We start from the raw sequence: 22189 nt of genomic DNA on the forward strand, positions 1-22189 counted from the left end.
TCAGCTCCTCACGACAGCAAGAACTTCGTCCCTGATCGCTGCCATCTGAATCTCGTCGGCCGCCTCGGCGTTCAGCCTGAGCAGCGGCTCGGTGTTGGACGGACGAAGATTGAACCACCATCCGGGGCCGGACACGGTCAGACCGTCCAGCTCGTCGAAGGTGACGCCGTCGCGGCCGGCGAACGTCTCGCGGACCCGCGCCGCCGCTCCCGCCTGGTCCGCGACCGTACTGTTGATCTCTCCGGAGGCCGCGTAGCGGGCGTAGTCCGTGAGGATCTCCGACAGCGGCCGGTCCTGCCCGCCCAGCGCGGCCAGCACGTGCAGCGCGGCCAGCATGCCGGAGTCGGCGGACCAGAAATCCTTGAAGTAGTAGTGCGCGGAGTGCTCGCCGCCGAAGACCGCACCGGTCCTGGCCATCTCGGCCTTGATGAACGAGTGGCCGACCCGGGTGCGGACCGGCTCGCCGCCGTGCTCGGCGACGATCTCCGGGACGCTCCGCGAGGTGATCAGATTATGGATGATCATGGCGCCGGGATGCCTGGCCAGCTCGCGCACCGCGACCAGCGCGGTGATCGCGGAGGGGGAGACCGACTCGCCGCGCTCGTCGATGACCCAGCAGCGGTCGGCGTCGCCGTCGAAGGCCAGGCCGATGTCGGCGCCGACGTCGAGCACGGCCTTCTGCAGGTCGCGCAGGTTGTCCGGCTCGATCGGGTTGGCCTCGTGGTTGGGGAAGTCGCCGTCCAGCTCGAAGTAGAGCTCGCTCAGCTCCAGCGGGAGCCCCTCGAACACCACCGGGACGGTGTGGCCGCCCATGCCGTTGCCCGCGTCCACCACGACCTTCAGCGGCCGGATGCCGGACAGGTCCACCAGCGTGCGCAGGTGGTCGGCGTAGCCCCGCAGCAGATCCCGCTCGGAGACGGTCCCGCCGCCGGCGCCGCCGACCCCGGACCTCAGGAGTTCGGCCGCCCGGTCGCGGATCTCGGCCAGACCGCTGTCGCCCCCGATCGGCACGGCGCCGGCGCGGCACATCTTCATGCCGTTGTAGCGGGCCGGGTTGTGGCTGGCGGTGAACATCACGCCGGGCAGGGCGAGGCTGCCGCTCGCGTAGTAGAGCAGGTCGGTGGAGCCCAGCCCCGCGTGGACGACGTCGGTTCCGCGTGAGGTGGCTCCGCGGGCGAAGGCCGCGGCCAGCGGGCCGGACGAGGCACGCATGTCGTGTGCGACCACGACGGTCCCGGCGCCGGTCACCTCCACGAAGGCCGCGCCGACCGCCTCCGCGGTCTCCTCGTCGAACTCGTCCGGCACGACGCCTCGAACGTCGTACGCCTTGAAGATCTTGGCGAGGTCGCCCACTCCAGCTCCGCCCTTTATGTCGTGTCTGCTGACCCCAGCCTAGTCGGGTCAGCGGTCGCGCTGGGGCTGAGCGGAACGGAGCACCCGCAGGTGGCCGCGGCGGCCCACCTCGATTCCCTGGCCGACCGGCTCGGTGCCGCCGGTGGGAGCGGGTCTGGCGGCCTCGCGGACCGCGTTGGCGAGGGCTTCCAGGTCGTCCGTGCTGGGCGGTGCGCCGTCGGTGGGAAGACGGACGACCTCCCAGCCGCGGGGTGCGGTCAACCGCTCGGCATGCTCGGCGCACAGGTCATAACAGTGCGGCTCGGCGTACGTCGCCAAGGGCCCGAGAACGGCGGTCGAATCGGCGTAGACGTACGTGAGCGTGAATACGGCAGGCTGACTGCACGCGGTGCGGGAACAGCGGCGGACGGGGCTCACGGTGGGACCGTATCCGGTAAGCGTCCGAGGCGCCACTATCTGAGCGCTCTTAACGAGCGTGTCGCCACAATTCGGACACGTGTCCCACCTTCCACCCGCCTGTACGGCTTACGCCCCTGTCACCACCCCTTCCCGCCCCTCCGCTGGGCGCGTCTAAGCTTGGCCCGTGAGCTCGGCACCCGGCAGACCCCGCCCTCCCCGCAGACGCGACCGGCACGGCCGTGGTATGCGCGGCCCCCTGGCGCCCTCCCACGTGCCGATCGCCAAGTCGCGCAGCGAGCGCTTCGACGACTTCGTCCTGGACGCGGTGGACCGGCTCAAGCCCCGCTGGGGCAAGCAGCTGTCGGCGGTGGAGTTCGCGGTCGAGGAGGTTCCGCCGATCAGCCACCTGGGCGACGGGCCCGGACTGCTCACCGGCGAGCCGATCCCGTTCGGCCGGGCCGAGCCCGCCGTCGGGAAGCGCCCGGCCGTCGTGATCATCTACCGGCGCCCCCTGGAGGCGCGGGCCCGTGACCGCGACCAGCTCGGCGCGATGGTGCACGACGCGGTGGTGGAGCAGGTCGCCGGGCTGCTGGGCCTGTCCCCCGAGACGGTGGACCCCGGCTACGACGAGCGCGACTGAACGGCCCCGCGGGCCGCTGGGCGCACTCGGTCATGCCGTCGGTGACAGCCGGCTGATCGGCGGAAGACCGTCGAGTGCGGCTAGGGCAGCACGGCCGCCACGGACTCGGTGATCGGCGGGACCAGCGCCCACATGCGCGCGGACGCCAGCGGCTGGGCGGTCAGCAGCAGGCCGCCCTTGACGCTCTCGTCCATCACCCGCCCGCCGTACACCGGGCCGGAGCCCGGCAGCGGAAGCACGACCACCGCGAAGGCGCCGTCCACCTTGGGCAGCTTGACCTCCTTGGTGTGCGAGCCGGTGACGGCCACCTCGAAGGGCTCCGGCGCCTCGCCCTTGCGCGGCAGCACCTGGACGCTCACCTTCCCGGCCGCGTCCGGTGCGGTCAGCAGCAGCCGGGAGCTCTTCTTCTTGCCCGTCCGGTTGTCGGCGACCACGCTGCCCAGGTCGATCGGCGCCGCCCCGGCGGTGAAGGCCACGTCGCTCTTCTTACCGGTGCCGGTGACGGCCACCCCGGCCACGATCGGCGTGTCCGAGGTGAGCAGGAGCGCGGAGGGCTGCCCGCCGATGGCGCTGGACAGGTCGAGGGTGGCGACCGACCCCGCGGGGACCTCCACCAGCTCACGGTCCTTGAGGGCGTAGGTCCCGTCCGGGGTGAGCGCCTTGACCTCGACCAGGGTGTCGGACTCGCCGGCGGAGGCGACGTACAGCTCGCGTCTGCCCCCGCCGCCGGGGACGCCCGGCACCACGACGCGGGTGGCCGGAGCGGCGGAGACCGGCAGCCAGTCGACGCCCCGGCCGCCGCGCATGACCGCCCGGGCGGCGGCGGCGACCCGGCCGGAGGTGGTGCGCACCTCGACGGCCATGACGAGCGGCGAGGGGGCCAGGTCCTTGAGCTTGACCGTACGGCTCTCGCCCGGCTTGAGCGTGAACACGCCGCCGGAGTCGCTGACCACCGGGCCCTCGCCGGAGTAGATCATGATCTCCGCGATGGCCGGGGCGGGGTCGGCGTTGGTGAGGTGGAGCGTGACGTCGGCCGCGGCCGGGCCCGGCCCGACCAGCCAGGTGCTCGCCACCGGCTCCACGCACCGCACCCCCGCCAGCCCCCGCCGGTCGCCCGAGGTCTCCCTCCGGGTCTGCTCGGCCTCCATGCCCGCGGCCATGCTCCCCGTCGACGCCACCAGCAGCGGTCCCGACTTGGCGGGGACCTGCTCGTGCCAGAGGTTGCCGGTGGTGTCGAGGTCGGCGAGGGTCCTGTCCCCGGTGCGGAGCGTCGTGGCGCCCGGCCCCGTCCCGCCCGGCGGGGTGATGACGCCGACGGTGGTCTCGGCGGGATCGGGGCAGATGGCCGTCACGGAGACGACGGGCACCCTCTGCGGGCCGGGCGCGGGCCTGGCGGCGGCCTTCGGCTGGGTCGCGAAGGCCACGCCGTACAGGGCGAGCAGGGCCACCAGAACGAGGCCGAGCAGGCCGAACCGGTTCTCGATCAGGGATTTCACCGGGGGGCCAGCTCTCTTGAGGGCTCCGACAGGTCCGGGGAGGCGTAGCCGTCGGCGGCGTCGGTCCGCGAGCCGGGCGCGGCCAGGACCGAGACGACCAGCAGGATCGCGGCCTGGACCCAGAGCCAGCGGCCGTGCCAGGGGTCGCCCTCCGGGGCCGGGGCCGCCGCGACCGGCTGGGTCAGCCGCCACACGCCGAGCGCCCGGGACAGGCTCATCCTGGCCAGGGCGGGCTGGGAGTCCAGCGCGTGGCTGATCTCCGGGCTCACCGGCGCGGCCACCACGACGAACTGCACGCCGTGGGCGGCCAGCACGCGGGCGTCGTCACCGCCCCGGCCGGAGACCAGCCCGGCCGCCGCGACGCCGACGCGCTCGCGGACGCCCTGCGGCATGGGGATGTCGGACTCGCCGACCACCGGCGTACGGCCGCGCAGCACGGTGAAGGTCAGGCCGTCCTCCCTGGTGCGCAGGAGCAGGGTCCGCTCGCCGTTGCCCGAGTTGACCGCCACCAGGGCGGGGACCACGTCGCGCACGTTCCCGCTGATCGGCCCGTCCACGCCCCGGGTGATCCACATGCCCGCCGCGAGCAGCGGCGTGGAGAAGGCGACCGCCACGACGACGAACGCGGTGACCCTGCGCAACCCGCCCGCCGCCCGGAACTCGACGACCCGGTCGGCGGTGAGCGCGGCCACCACGAGCATGCCGGTGGCGGCGAAGGCCAGCGGCACGCCCGGCCAGGCCGGGGCCACGGCGTCGCCGTTCAGGGAGGTGACAGGGGTCCGGCTGACCAGGATCGCCACCAGCACGCCGAAGAGCGCCACACCCCAGCCGATCGCGATGACCATCCGGTTGCGGCGCATCAGCAGCGCGGCCAGGCAGGCGGAGATGAGACCGCCGGTCACCCAGAGCGGCGGCATGCCGGGGCCGCCGGGGCTGAGGGTCAGCAGCGACTGGGCGGGCAGGGCGGCGTCGACCAGGGCGAGCTGGTGCAGCCCGGCCTCCAGCAGGAGCTGGCCCGGGTTGCCGAGCACCTGCGCCAGCCAGGGGAACAGCAGCGCCACCGGGACGCCGAAGGCGATGATCACCGAGACGGCGACGCCCCGGCGGGGGAAGGCCAGCGCGGCCAGGGCGCCGAGGACGAGTGTCAGAGGGTAGACCAGCGGGGCGAAAGCCGTACCGACCGCGAGGAGGAGACCGAGGCCCCAGGCGGCGCGGCGGGCCCGGCGGCCCTCGCCGGTGAGCAGGGCGGTGGCCAGCGCCGCGTAGACGGGCAGCAGCACGAAGACCACGGCGGTGCCTAGCCGTCCGGCGGCGACCGCGCCGGTGGCCACCGGGAGGAGCGCGTAGGAGGAGGCCAGCCAGATGCGGGTCCACCGGCCCGAGATCATCGACCGGGTCGCCGCGTAGGCGGAGAACCCGGCCAGCGGCACGCAGCCCAGCAGCAGCACCGAGACCGCGAGCCAGGTCTTGCCGAACAGCACGGTGGAGAGCGCGGCCAGCACCGCGACGTACGGAGGAGCCCAGGCGTCGCTCCCCAGGCCCGCCTGGTGGTAGCTCTCAAGGTAGAGGTCCCACAGGTCGGAGGATCCGCCGATCACCGGGACGAGCGCGCCGCCGCCCAGCCGGGTGCCGCCGATCAGCCCGCGCTCGGCGACCAGCGTGACCACGGCGAGCGCGAGGAAGAGCAGCACGCCCGGGTTGCTGAAGATCCGCTGGAGCGCCCCGGCGTCGGTGAGCAGTTCCTCGCCGTCCTCCTGTGAGGCGGTCATGGCGTGGTGGCGCCCGGCGGACTCCACGAAGCCGGTCCCTGCCAGGTAGCTCTGGAACCGGTCCGACAGGCGCCGGTACCCCGCGCCCGGCGGGGTGAGCAGCCGTTTGATCGCCGCGTGGTGCTGTTTACGGCCCTTGGCCCGCGCCCGGCGAGCCTTGATCATCCGGATGGGATGGCCGAGCACCGAGCCGATCGCGGCGATCTCGTCCAGCGCGTCGGCGGGCTGTTTCGCCACCAGGAACAGCAGCGTGCGGAAGGCCGAGCTGAGGAGGTTGCGGACCAGCGCCCACATCAGCGGCCAGAACGGCAGGTTCGCCATGACCACGAAGATGGCGTTGCGACGGTCCAGGCGGCGGGGGTGGTCGCCGCTGACGGTGATGCGGCGGCGCCGCCGGGTGGCGGCCTCGGCGTGCCAGGCGACCGCCTGGGTGACGTTCTGCACCCGGTGCCCGGCGGCCCGCACCCGCCAGCACAGGTCCAGGTCGTCACGGAACAGCGGCAGGAAGGGGTCGAGCCCGCCGACCTCGTCCCAGACGTCCCGGCGGATCAGCATCCCCGCGGTGGAGACCGAGAGCACGTCCCGGACGCCGTCGTACTGCCCCTGGTCGAACTCCCGGGCCTCCAGGCCGGTGTCCCGGCGGCCCGTCCGGTCGACGGTGACGCCGACCTCCAGCAGGAGCCGCCGGTCCAGCCAGTCACGGAGTTTGGGGCCGAGCACCCCGGCCTTGGGATCCTGCTCGGCGGCCCGGAGCAGGTTCTGCAGCGCGTCGGCGTCCGGCGCGCAGTCGTCGTGCAGCAGCCAGATCCACTCCCGCCCGCCGGCGGGCCCCAGCCGGTCGAGCACCTCGGCGACGGCCTGCCCGAAGCTCGTCGAACGCGGGAGGGTGAGCACGGCGTTCGGGCCGAGCACGCCGGTCAGCAGCGCGGCGCTGCCGTCCCGGCTGCCGTTGTCCACTCCGACGGCACGGTCCACCGGCCGGGTCTGCCCGAGCAGCGCGTCAAGGGTCTCCCGCAGCCATCGGGCGCCGTCGTGGGAGACGACGATCGCGGTGACGGTGGGGTGGAGACGGGGGGAGTCGGTGATGGACATGCGTCCCGTGTTCAGGAGGGGGATGATCGGCGCGACAACGATACGACACCCTATGTCCGGCTATACCGCGCAGATGAAAAAAGGGGCAAGCGGCTGGAAAAAGGGTCACGTGACCTGTGGTCACGTGACCCACGAAATATCGTCAAGCGCTCTCGGCGAGCGCCACGGATTGCCTCTCAGACTGCCTCACGCTTGATCCGGCGGCGTTCCCGCTCGGAAAGCCCACCCCAGATGCCGAACCGCTCGTCATGCTCAAGTGCGTACTCAAGGCACTCGGCACGTACTTCGCAGGAGCGGCAAACCTTCTTGGCCTCCCGTGTGGATCCGCCCTTCTCCGGGAAGAACGCCTCCGGGTCGGTCTGCGCACACAAGGCGCGTTCCTGCCAGCCAAGCTGCTCTTCAGCGATGCTGTCCTGTGCGATGACCAGGTCGGCCACTGCACACCTCCCTGCCGCCCGCAAATGGAGCCCCCCTATGAACGCCTCCCTCTTACCCACCCAGAGGAAGGCGTAACAACACGTGTGTAATTACACGCGCGTGGCCAGTGTGGCGTCAAGCGGCATGCCGGTATCCGGGGAAAGACCTGCTCTCCCCGGTTCTGGGTCGTGTGCCTGCGACGACGGCGCCCGCGCCAAGCGATCGTGACGATCGCCTGGCGGTTCAGTGCTCTCGGCGGTCGGAACCGTACCAGGACATGTTCTGCTCCTGACCCGGGCCCACCCTCTCTCTATCGGGGATTTCCTCACCCGTGACCTGAGCCGAGCGCTCCGGCTTGTAGATCGCGGTGGGGTCTATGGCCGGCTGCGAGTCCCAGGAGTTGCGCCCGGCGTTGGGATCGTTGAGCGGATCTCCCTGGTAGGCGCTCGGGTCGAACCGGAGCGTCGCGTCCGCCGGCGGGTCCCACTGATGACCGCCCTGCTGCTGGTACGGCTGCGCGGCGGGCGGGGCCTGCGGGGTCTGCGGGTGGCCGAACGGGTCGTCGTAGGACCCGCCCGCCTGCGAGGCGCCGTACTCCGGGACCCGTAGCTGCGGCTCTCCGCCCTGGGTCTGCTGCTGGTAGGACTCCGCCTGCTGGTAGGCCTGGGCCATCTGCTGGGAGCGGGGGTCGACCGGGTCGGGCGCCGGGTAGTGCAGGTTCGGCTCGGTCGGCCGGGCGAACTCCGCACCGGAGTAGCCGCCGAACGGCTGGCCGTAGTTCTCCGGCGGCTGCGGGAAGGACGGCTGCGCCTGGCTGTCGAAGGACACGCGCGGCTGGGCGTCGGCCGGCGTGTACGGCGCGGGCGCCTCGGGCTGAGCCTGGTACGCCTCGGGCTGAGCCTGGTAGAAGGGGGGCTGCTGCTGCTCGGGCTGCGGAGCGTAGCCGGGGAGCTGAGCGTCGGCCGGCTGGCCGTAGCCCGAGTGCTGGGGCTCGGCCGGCTGGCCGTAGCCCGAGTGCTGGGGCTCGGCGTAGAGCGGGGCCTGCGGCTGCTGCTCGGCGGGCGTGGCGTAGATCGGGGGATCGTATGCCGTGACCGGCGGCTCGTACGGCCTGGCCGGGGCCGGGGGCTGGACGTCGGCGGCGACGTACGGGCTCGGGGTGTAGGGCTCGGCCGGGGCGGCGGGCAGTGCCTGCGGGGCGGGCTGCGCCGGGGCGTAGGAGGCGGCCTGGTTCCCGTACGGCTGATCCTGCGCCGGCGGCGTGTAGGCGGCCTGGGAGTATCCGTCGCCGGTCGGCTGGGCATAGCCGTGCGCCTGCTGCCGGCCGTAACCGTCGGAGGCACCGTAGTTGTCGGAGGCACCGTAGTTGTCTGGGCCGGCGGAGCTGGGCGCGGGCGGAAGCGCCGGCTGGCTGTAGGGAAGCTGGGGGGCGGGTGCGGGCTGGGCCTGCGGGGAATGGCCGCCCTGCGGCTGGGAGTGGCCACCCTGCTGGTAGGCGTGACCGCCCTGCTGCATCTGGTCCTGCGGCTGGAAACCCTGCTGCTGCGGCATCTGCTCTTGGGACTGGAAACCCTGCTGCTGCGCCTGGTCCTGGGGCTGGAAGCCCTGCTGAGGAGCCTGACCGCCCTGTGGGTAGGCCTGTCCGCCCTGGAAAGCCTGGTCCTGCGGCTGGAAACCCTGCTGGGGGGCGGACGCGGGCTGGGCCTGCGGCTGGGGGTGGCCACCCTGCTGGTAGGCGTGACCGCCCTGCTGCGCCTGGTCCTGCGGCTGGAAGCCCTGCTGCTGCGCCTGGTCCTGCGGCTGGAAGCCCTGCTGCTGCGCCTGGTCCTGCGGCTGGAAGCCCTGCTGAGGAGCCTGACCGCCCTGTGGGTAGGCCTGTCCGCCCTGGAAAGCCTGGTCCTGCGGCTGGAAACCCTGCTGGGGAACCTGACCGCCCTGGGGGTAGGCCTGCCCGCCCTGCGAGGCGTGCCCCGGGGAGACGTACTGCTCCTGGGGGCGGTCGAAGCCGTTCTCGGAGCGGAAGCCCGCCGGGCCGGAGGCGGCCGGGGCCGCCTTGGGCAGCAGGTAGAGCAGCGCGACCACAGCCAGGGCCAGGCTGGGCAGGCCGACGAGGAAGAACTCGATCTTCCGCCCGAAGTCCAGGTCGCCGCTGAACAGCCCGCCGAACAGCCCGACCACGCCGAACAGTGCGGCGAGTCCGAGCGTGGCCACGGCCACGTAGACCATCACCTTCAGCCGCGCGATCACCGGGCCGAGATGGCTGGCCAGCAGCACGGCGCCGACCGACAGCGCCACGGTGACCGGCGAGGTGAAGTCATCCATGTATCCGGCCGCGCGCAGGCCGAAGGACGATCCGCCCAAGGAGGATCCCCCGAACAGCAGCCGCTCGACGCCGACGAGAACGCTCATGGACGCGATGGCGGTCATGAGCCACGCGGCCGGTTCTCGGAGCCGGCCTGCCTCGAGGTTGATCACATCTACCCCCATGGGTCCTTTGGTAAACCCCGGTCAGTTTCGCACATGGCTGCCTTTGGTGTCGGGCGACCCAAGAACCCCATGAATCCCTTATGTGTTTCATTGCACCCTATTGGCATATATTTCGGGCACCCCCCGAGGTAACCCTGCCAGCGAAGACAGTCCTCGTAACGATCAAGACAAGGCGCCGCCGATCCCGGCGGCAAGCCCTTCGGACCGGCGCGTCCGAGGCAGTGGAAGACTGGACGGCATGCGCATCGTGTCCCTCGCCGGCGGAATCGGCGGCGCCCGTTTCCTCCGCGGCCTGCTCACCGCGGCCCCCGACTCAGAGATCACCGTCATCGGCAACACCGGTGACGACATCACCCTCTACGGCCTGCAGGTCTGCCCCGACCTGGACACCGTGATGTACACCCTGGGCGGCGGTATCGACGAGGAGCAGGGCTGGGGCCGGCGGGAGGAGACCCACGTCGTCAAGGAGGAGCTGGCCGCCTACGGCGTCGAACCGCAGTGGTTCGGCCTGGGAGACCGCGACTTCGCCACCCACATCGTGCGCACCCAGATGCTCAAGGCCGGTTACCCGCTGTCCGCGGTCACCGAGGCACTGTGCGCGCGCTGGGAGCCGGGCGTGCGGCTGATCCCGATGAGCGACGACCGGACCGAGACCCACGTGGTCATCTCCGACGGGCAGGGCCGCCGGGCCGTCCACTTCCAGGAGTGGTGGGTGCGGCTGCGCGCCTCCGTCCCGGCCGAGCAGATCATCCTGGTCGGCGCGGACCAGGCCCGCCCCGCCCCCGGCGTGCTGGAGGCCATCGCCGAGGCCGACGTGGTGATCCTGCCGCCGTCCAACCCGGTGGTCAGCATCGGCACGATCCTGCAGATCAAGGGCGTCCGCGAGGCCCTGGAGACCAAGACGGTCGTCGGGGTCTCCCCCATCGTCGGCGGCGCCCCGGTCCGCGGCATGGCCGACGCCTGCCTCACCGCGATCGGCGTGGACACCACCGCCCAGGCGGTCCTGGAGCTGTACGGCTCACCGCTGGTGAACGGCTGGCTGGTCGCCGAGGAGGACGGCGGGGTCGCCCTCGACGGCGTCCGCGTCCAGGCCCGCCCGCTGATCATGCATGATGTCGAGTCCGCCGCCGCCATCGCCCGTGCCGCCCTCGACCTGGCCACCGAGCTCGCGGCCCGGCCGGGTGGATCCACCGCGCCGCAGGGTGAGGACGCCCGGTGAGCAGGATCCGCCGCAAGCACGACAACCGGGCCGACGCCAGGCTGGAGATCTTCCCCGTCCCCGGGATCCCCGAGGTGCGGGAGGGCGACGACATCGGCGAGCTGATCGCCACGGCCATGCCCGACCTGCGTGACGGCGACATCCTCGTGGTCACCTCGAAGATCTCCAGCAAGGCCGAGGGCCGGGTCCGCCGGGGTGACAGCCGGAACGAGGCGATCGCCGCCGAGACCACACGGGTCGTCGCCCGCCGGGGCGAGACGGTGATCGCGCAGACCGCGCACGGGTTCGTCATGGCCGCCGCCGGGGTGGACGCCTCCAACACCGAGCCCGGCACCGTCGTGCTGCTGCCCGTCGACCCGGACGCCTCCGCCGCGGCCATCCGGGCGAGCATCCGGGAACGGCTCGGCGTGCCGGTCGGCGTGATCGTCTCCGACACCTTCGGCCGCCCCTGGCGCAACGGCCAGACCGATCTCGCCATCGGTGTGGCGGGCGTGACCCCCGCGCTCGACTACCGGGGCATGTCCGACGACCACGGAAACGCGCTGGAGGTCACCCTGACCGCGGTCGCCGACGAGTTCGCCGCGGCCGGAGACCTGGTCAAGGGCAAGCTCGCGCAGACTCCGGTGGCGGTGATCCGGGGCATGGCCGAATACACCACCGAGGAGGACGGCCCGGGGATCCGCGAGCTGGTCCGCCAGTCCGAGGACGACATGTTCCGCTACGGCTCGCGCGACGTGGTCTTCGCCCGCAGGACCATCCGCGAGTTCTCCGGCGAGCCGGTGGACGGGGCCAAGGTCCGCCGGGCGGTGGACGCCGCGATCGCCGCCCCCGCCCCGCACCACACGACTCCGTGGCGGTTCGTCCTGCTGGAGTCCGCCGGGATCCGGGAGAAGCTGCTCGACGCCATGCGCGAGGCGTGGATCGCCGACCTGCGCGGCGACGGTTTCTCCGAGGAGTCGATCGCCAGGCGGATCCGGCGCGGAGACGTGTTGCGCGCCGCGCCGTACCTCGCGGTGCCGTGCCTGGTCATGGACGGCTCGCACACCTACCGCGACGACCGGCGCAACGCGGCCGAGCGGGAGATGTTCGTGGTCGCGACGGGCGCCGGGGTCGAGAACTTCCTGGTCCAGCTCGCGGTGGAGGGGCTGGGCTCGGCCTGGGTCTCCTCCACCATGTTCTGCCGCGACGTGGTCCGCGAGGTGCTCGACCTGCCCCCGGGCTGGGACCCGATGGGCGCCGTGGCGATCGGCCATCCGGCCGCCCCGCCCCGCGACCGCGCGCCTCGGCGGGCGGCCGATTTCATCGTCGTCCGCTAGCGTCCCGGAGCGCCGCGCCGGGTGCCGCCGTTCCGCCGTCGGCCATGCCCGCCGACGGAACGGCGCCCTCGGAACTCCGTCACTGCCGGATCGCGTTCGCGACCACCGCGACCAGGATCAGCGCCAGCAGGCCGACCCCGATCATGCCCCGGACCGCCGCCCACGCGGCCGACTTCGCGCCCGGGATCTTCCCCGCCGCCTCGGCCGCCGCCTGGATCGCCTTACCCCATCCCGCCCAGGTGTCCAGCGTCCGCTGGAAACGCCGGCCGACGAAGAACACGACCGTCGCGATCACGACGAGGATCAGGATCCGGCCGTCCGAGCTGCCCATCGGCGCACACCTACCTTGGGGGAGAAGCAGGGTCTCATCACGGGAAGCGGGCGGACGGCTACGACAGCCGCGCGATGGCGAACACGATCGTGACGATCACGATGAGCATCAGGATCCGACCGTCTGCAGTGTCCATCGACGCCCTCCGACACGAGGAAGCAGGATTTCGTCACCAAGAGTAGTCCAATGACTACAGAAATGCCAAGAACTATCTCCTTCGCCCCGCCGTGGGCAACCGCCCGGACGGGCGGTCACGGAGCCTTGGGACACGTGGGATGGCACAGGCGGCGGGCCAGGGCGGACAGGAAGACGTCGATGATCTCGTTGGGCTCCCGGGCGATGTGCAGGGAGCCGTTGGTGATGCCCGTCACCTGCCCGAGGGCGGCGCGGTCCAGGTCGTCGCCGAAGGCCAGCACGACGATCTGGACCGGGCGCACCGGGTCCCACTCGTCTCTGAGCCGCTCCGCCAGCTCGCCGCTCGACAGCCCCTTGGCGTCGTCCCTGCCCGCGGTGATGACGAGCAGGGTGTTGTTCATCCCCTCGTCGTAGGAGTCGGTCACCTCGCGGAACCCGGCGAGGATCGAGTCGTAGAGGGAGCTGGGCAGCTTCGGGTCGGCGCGCAGGGTGCGGGTCAGCTCCTCCAGGCGGCTGCGCCGGATGACCTGTCCCCCGTCGGGCTCCAGGATCGGGCCGAGCCGTACCCGCTCACGGTGGTCCTTGCCCTTGGCCGCGGCGAACTCCCACATGCCCATGTGGGTGGAGTTGGGGAAGAGCTGCAGGCCCAGCCTGGCCGCTTCGAGCGCGACGGTGAGCTTGGTCCTGCCCTTCTCTCCCTTGATCGGCTGGGCCATGTGCTTGCCGGTGTCGGCCAGGACCAGGATGTTGGTCGGCGGGGCCAGCCTGCTCCAGGCCTCCAGCGCCTCGTCGATCATCGCGGGCAGGATGGCCGGCCGGGTGCGGGGCGCCTCGGTGGGGATCTCGGGTCCGGGCGAGTACGGCCCCTGGGCGCCGTCCGCCGAGCGGAAGCCCGCCCGCCGTACGGCGTCCTGGGTCTCCGGAGAGCGCAGCCAGGTGGCGAAGGCCCGCGATCCACTCGCCTTCGTGCTGTCGGCGGAGGTGACCACGTAGGGGTAGTCCAGGTTGATGGTCCCCTCGCGGGGATGGAGCGCGACCACCGGGTCGCCGGACGGCAGGCGGTTGTGCGTCCACACCGACTGCTCGGGGACGATCACCACCGGGCGCTGCCAGAAGGAGCGGTCGTCGACCGCGGCGAGCATGCTCCGGTAGTCGGGCGCCGAACCCGCCTGGGCCCAGCGGACGAACGCGGTGAGCGAGCGGTCGGCCTCCGCCCCGGTGCCGACGACGTCCCTGGCCGCGGCCACCGTGGCGATCCCGGCCCCGGCGAGCGAGGGGTCCGGGACGCGGACCACGTCGGGCTCGTCGGCGTTGGGCCGGATCCGGCCCCGGGTGGTCGCCGGGAAGACCATCCGCCAGTTCATGTCGGTCTTGCCGACCGCGAAGCGCTGGGCGAGGGACTTGCGGGTGGCGAAGACCAGGGGTGAGGTGGCCATCACGGTCTCGGTGCCCGCCAGGTTCCCGGCGCCCTGCTTGCGCGCGAGCCGGATCCAGGCCGAGGAGTCGGTGATCCAGCCGTCGGGGCGCTCGCTGAGCACCCCGGCGGTGCCGCCGATCAGGGTGCGCAGCACGGTGGCCGGCGGCTGTTCGGTGACCTGGACCAGCACGCACCGGCCGTCGACGCCGGTCCTGCTCCGGTTGAACCGTCCGGCGGCCTCCATGACCGTCGGCGCGATGTCCACCGCGGCGGCGACGCCGACCAGCACCGGGTCCCGAGGCGAGCACCGGCCCTCCGCCGGGCCGAGCGCCAGGACCAGGCTCCCGGTCAGGGCGACCGCCGCCGCGACCGCCGCCAGCGACAGACGCAGACGCACCTGCCCCCGGCGCGTCTCGGCGCCGGGGGCCACACGGTGTCGACCGGAAGAGGGCACGCGGGGACCTCTCGCTTCAGGGAAGTGACAATTGTCGCAATGAACCCCTTACGCCGCGCAAGTCAAAAGAGAACTTGTTATAGGCGCCCCAGCGGCACGAAGTTACGCACACTTTGACAAACTCCGCCGCTCGCCGCCGCCGCGGCCAGGCGATCCTCGTCCGGCACGCCGTAGGAGGTGGTCCGCTGCCGGAGCGGCCGGCCGGTCAGGGCGACCATCGCCGCGATGCCGTAGATCCGCATTGAAGCCTAGGCAGATGTAGAAGAAACCGCTTCCTTCGCTGCGGGTGCGCCTTCGCCGGGCTTCTGCCCGCCGATGCCCAGTGTGGCCAGCAGACGCCATACGTCGGTGGACGGATCACGCCGGAGGACCGGGCACTCCGGAGCGTGCCCGGAACGGGCCGCCCAATCTTGAGGAGACTGCGGTTCGGCATCGTGACCGACCGGTTCGGTCTTCGCACGGCCGGGCTTGCAGAGCCCTTGAGCGCAGGAGGCCACCAGGCTCCGGGCATGGGCCATCGCCTTGCCCTCCCGCTCTTTCAGGGCCTCGCGCCGAGCCCCCTTGATGCTCTTCTCGCCCCCCCCTTACCGTAGTCCTTGAAGGCGTTCGCCCCCTTGGCCTGCCTCAGCTTCTCGACCACGATCTTGCTGCTGCCGCTCTGCGCCCCTCCGAATGCCTGGAAGTGCAGCAGTAACCACAGGTCGAATGACGGGTGTGAGAACGCGAGCTCGACCTTGGAGTCGGCTGCGGCCTTGATCGCCTGCGGGATGTCATTCCACTGATCGCGGTCGAAGAGCGCCCATGCCCCGTCCTCACCTGCGGCCTTCCGTACGGCTTCGACGATTCCGGAAGGTGTCCTCCCGCCCCTACGGGGGACGGGCTGGAGCCGGAAAGGCTGCCTGCCCTGACCGTCGCCACCCCCGAACTGGTCGTTCAGATAGTCCAGGTAGTCCGGTTCCGTGGATTCGCCCTCGCAAGCCACGTACAACACCCGCACCTCACGCGACTGGGAGCCGGATCTCGGAGCCAGTGAACGCTCGTCTTCCAGACGCCCGCGCCTTCTCCGCCTTCCCTGTTCCTGCTCTTTCCCCGCCCGCTTGCTCACGCCGTCGCCTTCGCCTCTTGCCGGGACAGTTCACGGACGATCTTCCCGGCGGTGACCTGCGGCACCCCACCGTAACGGCCACGCAGATAACCACGCTCCAGGTTCTCCTCCTTGCGCGGCTTGGCCTCTGTCAGCGGATACAGCTCGGTCTCCCCTGAGCGTTGCTTCACCGTGATCCACACCTGATCACGATTGAGCGGTCGGTCAAGCACCTCACTGCCCAGCAAGGTCGCATCGTGCGTCGTGAAGATCAGCTGAGCGCCACGCGGGTTGGATGCGGGATCTTGGAAGACCCGTACGACCTCGGCCGCAAGCGTGGGGTGAAGACTCGAATCCAATTCGTCCACCAGCAGGACCGATCCCTGGTCGAGCACGGTGAGCATGGGCCCCAGGAAGGCGAACCAGGCATGGGTGCCCAGGGACTCCTCCGTGCGAAAGTCCAGCGGTGTTTCTCCACCGTCCGGGGTACGGTGCCACAACCTGATTTCACCGGTCTCGGGGTCAGTGTCGAGGCGGGTGACCCCCAAGTCGGCCGATTGCAGCAACTGCGTGATCCGCTGATGGTAGTTTTCCGCCCGATCCGAGCGTGTCAGGAGCCGCTTGGTCCAGTCCACCCGGGCGCTGAGATCCCTTCCCGGTGTCACCAACCACAGGTTGACGTCGAGAAACCACCTGTGTATCGCTGACAGTTGGGGATCGTTGAGAGTCGCGCCGACTGACAGGAACAGGGCGTTCGGGCGGGTCAGCTTGACCAGGGGTTCCCGTTCTCCTCTGAAGCCCTCTCCCCGGAAGACGAACTCTCCGCCTTCCGACTCCGGACGGTCCGCCTCTCGGTCGAACCAGACATTGCGGCGGCCATGCGGATACGCGTGAAGCCACTCCGCCTCCACTCGCTCATCTGACAGCTCGAAGCCATAGGTATAGCGGACAGGATCCCGACCCAGGGCAAGGTCCACCTCGAACAGGGTCGTCTCCGCACGAGACGCGGGATCGAGCTTGAAGGGCTGCCGGGGAACCACCCCCGGCGCCTTGGCCCAGTCAGCGAAAGAGTCTCGCACCGCGTCGCGCATGAGCCGGAAACCACTGAGCAGGTTCGACTTCCCCGACGCGTTGGCTCCGAACACACCCGCTACGGGTTGCGCCGAAACATCCCGCCCCCGGTACTTGAGACCGGTCCTGCGTCCCGCGCCCTCATCGAATTCGGTTGCGATCAGGGACAGCTCATGCTCGTCGCGGATGGACCGGTGGTTGGCCACCCGGAAACGGATCAGCACCGTAGACCTCCTGCCGAGACAGGGCTCCTCACCCTGTCATCTACGTCCTGGTGCACAGAGCCTGCATGTAACAGCCTATGACGCCCCTCTGATGGATGCCAGCAGCGGCCGGGAAGTCCCCGGGGCGGGTCGCATTCATCGAATCTCCTTGAGCGTGGAGACCTCGGGCTTCAGCCGTGGGGAGGAAGTCAATCGCGCATCGCCGCCTTCGGGAGGGAAACATGTCGCGAAAAGCCGCTTGAGACGCCTTTCCACACCGAACGCGGCCCGAGCACGAAGACTCGGCGGGGTCCATGCGGGCGGGCCGCGTTCGACATCCGGTGATGGGGAGCCCGTTACACCTGTTCGAGCGGTAGCGAAATCCGCACGCTCCTACAGACTCCGTCGCTCGCCGCCGCCGCGGCCAGGCGATCCTCGTCCGGCACGCCGTAGGAGGTGGTCCGCTGCCGAAGCGGCCGGCCGGTCGGGGCGACCATCGCCGCGATGTCGCTGATCGTCTTGAAGGAGCCGTTCTCCGACCCCGCCATCCGGCTGATCGTCTCCTCCATCAGCGTGCCGCCGAGGTCGTTGACCCCGCCCTGGAGCACCTCGCGGCACAGGCCGTCCTGGAGCTTCACCCAGGAGCACTGGATGTTCTTGATGGCGCCGTGCAGCAGGATGCGGGCCAGCGCGTGCACGGCCCGGTTCTCCCGCGCCGTCGGTCCGGGCCTGGCGATCCCGGCCAGGTAGATCGGCGCGCTGTGGTGGACGAACGGCAGCAGCACGAACTCGGAGAACCCGCCGGTCTCCTCCTGGATGCGGCGGATCAGCCGGATGTGCTGGACCCAGTGGGCGTGGTTGTCCACGTGGCCGTACATCATCGTGGAGGTCGTCGGGATGCCGACCCGGTGCGCGGTGGAGATGACCTCCACCCACTCCCTGGTGGGCAGCTTGCCCTTGGTCAGCACCCAGCGCACGTCGTCGTCGAGGATCTCGGCCGCGGTCCCGGGGAGCGAGTCGACGCCCGCCTCCCTGGCCGCGACCAGCCAGTCCTCGATGGACAGGTTCGTACGGCTGGCGCCGTTGATGACCTCCATCGGGGAGAAGGCGTGGACGTGCATCTCCGGCACCCGGGCCTTGACCGCCCTGGCGATGTCGAAGTAGGCGCTGCCGGGCAGGTCCGGATGGATGCCGCCCTGCATGCACACCTCGGTCGCCCCCGCCTGCCACCCCTCCCAGGCCCGGTCGGCGACCTGCTCCAGGCTCAGGGTGTAGGCGTCGGCGTCGGTACGGCGCTGCGCGAAGGCGCAGAACCGGCAGCCGGTGTAGCAGACGTTGGTGAAGTTGATGTTCCGGTTCACCACGTAGGTCACCTCGTCGCCGACCGCCTCCCTGCGGAGGTCGTCGGCGATCCGGCACAGCTCCTCCAGCGCCGCGTCGTCGGCCCCCACGCCGTTGTGGTCGCCGGCGACGTCGAGGAGGGCGAGCGCCTGCGCGTCGGTCAGCCGGGCCGGGTCGGCGGCGGCCTGCCGCAGCGCCTCCCGGACCTCCCCGAGCCGTACGGCGGGCTCTCCCGGCCCCCCTGGCGCCGCGGGGGCCGGGAGCCGCTCCCTGAGGGCCTCCCAGTCGCCGTAGACGTCGTCGAAGTCGTCGCGGCGGTCGCTGGTGCGGCCCTCAGTGTCGACGGCCGTGTGCAGGTCGGTGCGGCCCAGGGAGACGAAGCCGCCGTCCGGCTCCTGCCAGGGACGGCCGGCGAGGACGGCGTCCTCGCGGGCGAGGCCCGTCTCCGGGTCGGCCAGGGCGGCCACGTGCGCGTTGAGCCGGGGGTCGAGCCAGGGCTCACCGGCAAGCACGTACTCGGGGTAGATGGTCAGCCGCTCACGCAGGGCGAACCCGGCGGCGGCGGTGCGGGCGGCGAGGTCGTCGATCTGGGGCCAGGGGCGCTCGGGGTTGACGTGGTCGGGCGTCAGCGGGGAGACCCCGCCCCAGTCGTCGATCCCCGCTCTGATCATCAGCTCGTACTCGGAGTCGACCAGGTTCGGCGGCGCCTGCACCCGCATCTTGGGCCCCAGCACCAGCCGGGTCACCGCGATCGTGGCGGCCAGCTCCTGCAGGTCCGCGTCCGGCATGCCGCGCATCGCGGTGTCCGGCTTGGCACGGAAGTTCTGAACGATGATCTCCTGGAGCCCGCCGTACTCGCGCGCCACCCTGCGCAGCGCGAACAGCGACTCGGCCCGGTCCTCGACGGTCTCGCCGATACCGATGAGGATGCCGCTGGTGAACGGCACGTTGGTCCGCCCCGCGTCCTCCAGCACGCGCAGCCGTACCGCGGGGTCCTTGTCCGGCGAGCCGTAGTGCGGCTGTCCCTTCTCCTCGAACAGCCGCCGCGAGGTCGTCTCCAGCATCATGCCCATCGACGGCGCGACCGGCTTGAGGCGCTGCAGGTCCTGCCAGGTCATGACCCCGGGGTTGAGGTGCGGCAGCAGCCCGGTCTCCTCCAGCACCCGGATGGCCATCGCGCGGACGTAGGACAGCGTGTCGTCGTAGCCGTGGGCGTGCAGCCACTCGCGGGCCTGGGGCCAGCGGTCCTCCGGCCGGTCGCCCAGGGTGAACAGCGCCTCCTTGCACCCCATAGCCGCACCCTGACGGGCGATCTCCAGCACCTCGTCGGGGCTGAGATACATGCTCTCCAGCTTGTGGGGAGCGGTGGCGAACGTGCAGTACCCGCATCGGTCGCGACAGAGCCGGGTGAGCGGGATGAAGACCTTACGGCTGTAGGTGACGATCCCTCGCCGTCCGGCGGCCTCCAGCCCCGCGTCCCTCACCCGTCCGGCGTGTTCGAGCAGGGTGTCGAGGTGGGCGTCTCTGGCGTGCAGCAGGACGGTGGCTTCGGTGAGGTCGAGAGCTTTTCCGTCGCGGGCGCGGGCCAGTGCCCGGCGCATCGCGGTATCGGTGGGGTTCACGCTCATGAGCGCACATTACGGCGCGCCGCCAAGCCAACCGGAGGCGGGTACCGGATCGCGGGCCGGACAGTTCAGCATCGCTAAAGGATGCAGTCAAGCAACTCTAGATAGACGTAAATGAATGCGGATGCATATATTTAAGTCATCCCACCGGACCCCCTCCAAGAACCTCAGGAGCCGAAAATGATCTGGTTTCTCCTCGCCTTCGCCGCGGCCGCCGTCCTCGCCCCGCTGATCGGAGCCGACAGCCGCGACAGCCGCGACTGGCGGGCCGACGAGCCCTCCCCCGACCTCGGCGGGGTCAGAACGAGCGGTAGTCGCGTGCGGCTGTCTTCGGCCCCCGAGCGGGCGGCCGCGCACCGCCCAGCTTCAGCAGCCTGCTGACCCGGTGCCGGTGCCCCCGGTAGGGCGCGAGCAGCCGCAGCATCTCCGCGTCGTCGGCCTCCCTGCCGGTCAGCGACCAGCCGACCAGCGACGCCAGGTGATAGTCGCCCACCGAGATCGCGTCCGCGTCACCGTGCGACCGCTGCCGCACCTCGGCGGAGGTCCACACCCCGATCCCGGGCAGCGCCCGCAGCAGCCGATCCGCGTCGGCGCTGCCCCCGGCCGCCTCCAGCTTCGCCGCGTGCCAGGCGGCGTTCACCACGGTCCGCGCCCGTACGGCCTCCGTCCCCGCCCGGTGCCAGTCCCACGACGGGATCGACCGCCACGCCTCGGGCTCGGGGAAGACCCGCATCCCCTCCGGCGCGGGCCCCGGTGCGGGCTCGCCGTACCGGCCGAGTAGCCACCGCCACGCCCGCCAGGCCTCACCGGTCACGACCTTCTGTTCGAGCACGGCGGGCACCAGGGCCTCCAGCACCCGGAAGGTCCGCCCGACCCGGAGCCCGCCGTAACGCCTGGACGCGTCGCGGATCACATCGTGCTCGGGGACGAACCCCGAGAGGTCGTCGTCGACGCCGAGCATCGCGGGGAGCGTCTCCAGCAGCCACCCGGCCCCCGGACCCCAGGCGGCCCCGTCGACGTGACCGCCCCGGGCGAGCACCCGTAACGTGCCGGGACCGTCCGGCGTCCGCGAGGTCCGCCAGATCGCCCCGTCGGGCGTCTTCCGCCAGGCCGGGTCACCGCCCCCGCGCCGATGCGGACCGAGGGTCAGCTCAAGGTCGAGCGGCCCCTCCGAACGCCACCGCCGCTCCCTCACCGCTTCCCGCGCGAGCACTGTCATCTCACCCGTGCGCCGTGGGAGATCAGACGTCGCTGGAGAATCGGACGGCGCACTCGGGGAGCACGACACCGGGCCAGACGCGGCTGCCCGCCATGAGCTCGTTGCCCGGACCGACGATCGCGCCGTCGCCGATGACGACGTCGCGCAGGACCGCTCCGGAGGCGACGCGGGCGCCGATGCCGACCACCGAGTCGGTCACGACCGCCCCAGAGTGGATCACGCAGTCGTCGCCGAGCACGCTGCCGGAGACCTGCGCGCCGGACTCCACGACCGCGCGGGCGCCGACCGCCGTGCCGCCGTCGACCTTGGCCTCGGTCGAGACCTTGGCGCCGGGCAGCGCGAGGAACTCACCCGGGGGGCAGGGCAGCGCGGGCGAGGCGAGGCGGCCCAGGACCAGGTCGCGGGAGCCCTTGATGAAGGCCGCGGGCGTGCCCACGTCGAGCCAGTAGGAGGCGTCGGCGTAGCCGAGCACCAGGGCGCCGGAGTCGATCAGGCCGGGGAAGGTCTCGCGCTCGACCGAGACGATCTCCCCTGCGGAGATCGAGTCGATCACCGAGCGGGTGAAGACGTAGCAGCCGGCGTTGATCCGGTTGGTGACCGGGTTCGGGGTCTTCTCCAGGAAGGCGGTCACCCGCCCCGCGTCGTCGGTCGGCACGCAGCCGAAGCGCGTGGGGTCCTCCACCTCGGTCAGGTGCAGGGTGACGGCCGCCTGCCCGGCGACGTGCCGGGCCACCTGGTCGCCGATGTCGTGGCCGGACAGGATGTCGCCGTTGAGCACCAGCACCGGAGCGTCGGGACCGCAGGTCAGCGCCTCGGCGGCGTTGCGGATGGCGCCGCCGGTGCCCAGTGGCGTCTCCTCGGTCATGTATTCGAGCGAGAGCCCGAACGCCGAGCCGTCCCCGAACGCCTCGGAGAACATCTCCGCCCGGTAGGAGGTGGCGAACACGATGCGCCGCACGCCGAACGAGCGGGCCCGCGCGAGCTGGTGGGCAAGGAAGGGAACCCCCGCGGTGGGCAGCAGCGGCTTGGGGGTGCCGAGCGTCAGCGGACGCAGGCGCGTCCCCTGTCCTCCGACAAGGAGAATCGCCTCAAGCTCCGGCAAAGGGGTCTCCATCATCCCG

At 71.5% G+C, this 22189-nt stretch carries 17 protein-coding genes; 3 read left to right on the forward strand and 14 right to left on the reverse strand.

The window, feature by feature from the left end:
* Window positions 1–1353 carry a phosphomannomutase/phosphoglucomutase gene (locus tag BM085_RS00475; RefSeq protein ID WP_093885072.1) on the reverse strand — a complete coding sequence of 451 codons (1353 nt, stop codon included), beginning with the start codon at window positions 1351–1353 and terminating at the stop codon, window positions 1–3.
* A gap of 48 nt (window positions 1354–1401) precedes the next feature.
* A complete protein-coding gene (locus BM085_RS00480) occupies window positions 1402–1770 on the reverse strand; it encodes a DUF3499 domain-containing protein (RefSeq protein ID WP_093885073.1) in 369 nt (122 codons plus the stop codon).
* Window positions 1771–1996: 226 nt separating this feature from the next.
* On the opposite strand from BM085_RS00480, the gene BM085_RS00485 reads away from it, so the two are divergent.
* A complete protein-coding gene (locus tag BM085_RS00485) occupies window positions 1997–2392 on the forward strand; it encodes a metallopeptidase family protein (RefSeq protein ID WP_051864570.1) in 396 nt (131 codons plus the stop codon).
* 80 nt (window positions 2393–2472) lie between these two features.
* Here the strand turns inward: BM085_RS00485 and BM085_RS00490 are convergent, their stop codons facing one another.
* The 4 genes from BM085_RS00490 to BM085_RS00505 form a co-directional block, all read right to left on the reverse strand.
* A complete protein-coding gene (locus BM085_RS00490; RefSeq protein WP_093885074.1) occupies window positions 2473–3888 on the reverse strand; it encodes a DUF5719 family protein in 1416 nt (471 codons plus the stop codon).
* Window positions 3885–6749, reverse strand: coding sequence for a glycosyltransferase family 2 protein (locus tag BM085_RS00495; protein ID WP_093885075.1), 2865 nt, complete (start codon window positions 6747–6749; stop codon window positions 3885–3887). Before BM085_RS00495 ends, BM085_RS00490 begins: the two co-directional genes overlap by 4 nt.
* A gap of 176 nt (window positions 6750–6925) precedes the next feature.
* Window positions 6926–7186, reverse strand: coding sequence for a WhiB family transcriptional regulator (locus BM085_RS00500; protein WP_012888122.1), 261 nt, complete (start codon window positions 7184–7186; stop codon window positions 6926–6928).
* A gap of 223 nt (window positions 7187–7409) precedes the next feature.
* Window positions 7410–9575 carry a hypothetical protein gene (locus tag BM085_RS00505; RefSeq protein WP_143120751.1) on the reverse strand — a complete coding sequence of 722 codons (2166 nt, stop codon included), beginning with the start codon at window positions 9573–9575 and terminating at the stop codon, window positions 7410–7412.
* Window positions 9576–9891: 316 nt separating this feature from the next.
* Here BM085_RS00505 and cofD point away from each other — a divergent pair, with 316 nt between their 5' ends.
* Together cofD and BM085_RS00515 are read left to right on the forward strand one after the other, a co-directional pair.
* Window positions 9892–10872 (forward strand): 2-phospho-L-lactate transferase, encoded by a 981-nt coding sequence (cofD, locus tag BM085_RS00510; protein WP_093885077.1) that lies wholly within the window; start codon window positions 9892–9894, stop codon window positions 10870–10872.
* Window positions 10869–12188: a coenzyme F420-0:L-glutamate ligase gene (locus tag BM085_RS00515; RefSeq protein ID WP_093885078.1), complete on the forward strand. Its 1320-nt coding sequence runs from the start codon at window positions 10869–10871 to the stop codon at window positions 12186–12188. Before cofD ends, BM085_RS00515 begins: the two co-directional genes overlap by 4 nt.
* A 79-nt stretch (window positions 12189–12267) precedes the next feature.
* On the opposite strand, the gene BM085_RS00520 is transcribed toward BM085_RS00515, so the two are convergent.
* The 8 genes from BM085_RS00520 to manB all read right to left on the reverse strand — a co-directional run bounded on the left by BM085_RS00520 (window position 12268) and on the right by manB (window position 22185).
* A complete protein-coding gene (locus BM085_RS00520) occupies window positions 12268–12519 on the reverse strand; it encodes a hypothetical protein (protein WP_093885079.1) in 252 nt (83 codons plus the stop codon).
* 251 nt (window positions 12520–12770) lie between these two features.
* On the reverse strand, window positions 12771–14468 hold the full coding sequence (locus tag BM085_RS00525) for a substrate-binding and VWA domain-containing protein (RefSeq protein WP_245789039.1): 1698 nt from the start codon (window positions 14466–14468) through the stop codon (window positions 12771–12773).
* Window positions 14469–14602: 134 nt separating this feature from the next.
* Window positions 14603–14767 (reverse strand): hypothetical protein, encoded by a 165-nt coding sequence (locus BM085_RS44105; RefSeq protein ID WP_177244900.1) that lies wholly within the window; start codon window positions 14765–14767, stop codon window positions 14603–14605.
* A 296-nt stretch (window positions 14768–15063) separates the two neighbouring features.
* Window positions 15064–15516, reverse strand: a complete 453-nt coding sequence (locus BM085_RS00530; RefSeq protein WP_177244901.1) for an RloB family protein — start codon at window positions 15514–15516, stop codon at window positions 15064–15066.
* A gap of 110 nt (window positions 15517–15626) precedes the next feature.
* On the reverse strand, window positions 15627–16904 hold the full coding sequence (locus BM085_RS00535; protein WP_093885082.1) for an AAA family ATPase: 1278 nt from the start codon (window positions 16902–16904) through the stop codon (window positions 15627–15629).
* A gap of 335 nt (window positions 16905–17239) precedes the next feature.
* Window positions 17240–19852 carry a bifunctional FO biosynthesis protein CofGH gene (locus tag BM085_RS00540; RefSeq protein WP_093885083.1) on the reverse strand — a complete coding sequence of 871 codons (2613 nt, stop codon included), beginning with the start codon at window positions 19850–19852 and terminating at the stop codon, window positions 17240–17242.
* A gap of 295 nt (window positions 19853–20147) precedes the next feature.
* Window positions 20148–21068, reverse strand: coding sequence for a DNA-3-methyladenine glycosylase family protein (locus BM085_RS00545; protein ID WP_093885084.1), 921 nt, complete (start codon window positions 21066–21068; stop codon window positions 20148–20150).
* Between the two features lie 22 nt (window positions 21069–21090).
* Window positions 21091–22185: a mannose-1-phosphate guanylyltransferase gene (gene manB / locus BM085_RS00550; protein WP_093885085.1), complete on the reverse strand. Its 1095-nt coding sequence runs from the start codon at window positions 22183–22185 to the stop codon at window positions 21091–21093.
* Between the last annotated feature and the right edge of the window lie 4 nt (window positions 22186–22189).

This window comes from Streptosporangium canum (assembly GCF_900113865.1).
Taxonomy (GTDB): Bacteria; Actinomycetota; Actinomycetes; order Streptosporangiales; family Streptosporangiaceae; genus Streptosporangium; species Streptosporangium canum.

What these genes read in the sequence shown, in the direction of transcription:
- BM085_RS00545 (WP_093885084.1), bottom strand. Translation starts at nt 21,068, where the DNA reads ATGACAGTGCTCGCGCGGGAAGCGGTGAGGGAGCGGCGGTGGCGTTCG.
- BM085_RS00540 (WP_093885083.1), bottom strand. Translation starts at nt 19,852, where the DNA reads ATGAGCGTGAACCCCACCGATACCGCGATGCGCCGGGCACTGGCCCGC.
- BM085_RS00505 (WP_143120751.1), bottom strand. Translation starts at nt 9,575, where the DNA reads ATGAGCGTTCTCGTCGGCGTCGAGCGGCTGCTGTTCGGGGGATCCTCC.
- BM085_RS44105 (WP_177244900.1), bottom strand. Translation starts at nt 14,767, where the DNA reads ATGCGGATCTACGGCATCGCGGCGATGGTCGCCCTGACCGGCCGGCCG.
- manB (WP_093885085.1), bottom strand. Translation starts at nt 22,185, where the DNA reads ATGATGGAGACCCCTTTGCCGGAGCTTGAGGCGATTCTCCTTGTCGGA.
- BM085_RS00485 (WP_051864570.1), top strand. Translation starts at nt 1,997, where the DNA reads ATGCGCGGCCCCCTGGCGCCCTCCCACGTGCCGATCGCCAAGTCGCGC.
- cofD (WP_093885077.1), top strand. Translation starts at nt 9,892, where the DNA reads ATGCGCATCGTGTCCCTCGCCGGCGGAATCGGCGGCGCCCGTTTCCTC.
- BM085_RS00520 (WP_093885079.1), bottom strand. Translation starts at nt 12,519, where the DNA reads ATGGGCAGCTCGGACGGCCGGATCCTGATCCTCGTCGTGATCGCGACG.
- BM085_RS00495 (WP_093885075.1), bottom strand. Translation starts at nt 6,749, where the DNA reads ATGTCCATCACCGACTCCCCCCGTCTCCACCCCACCGTCACCGCGATC.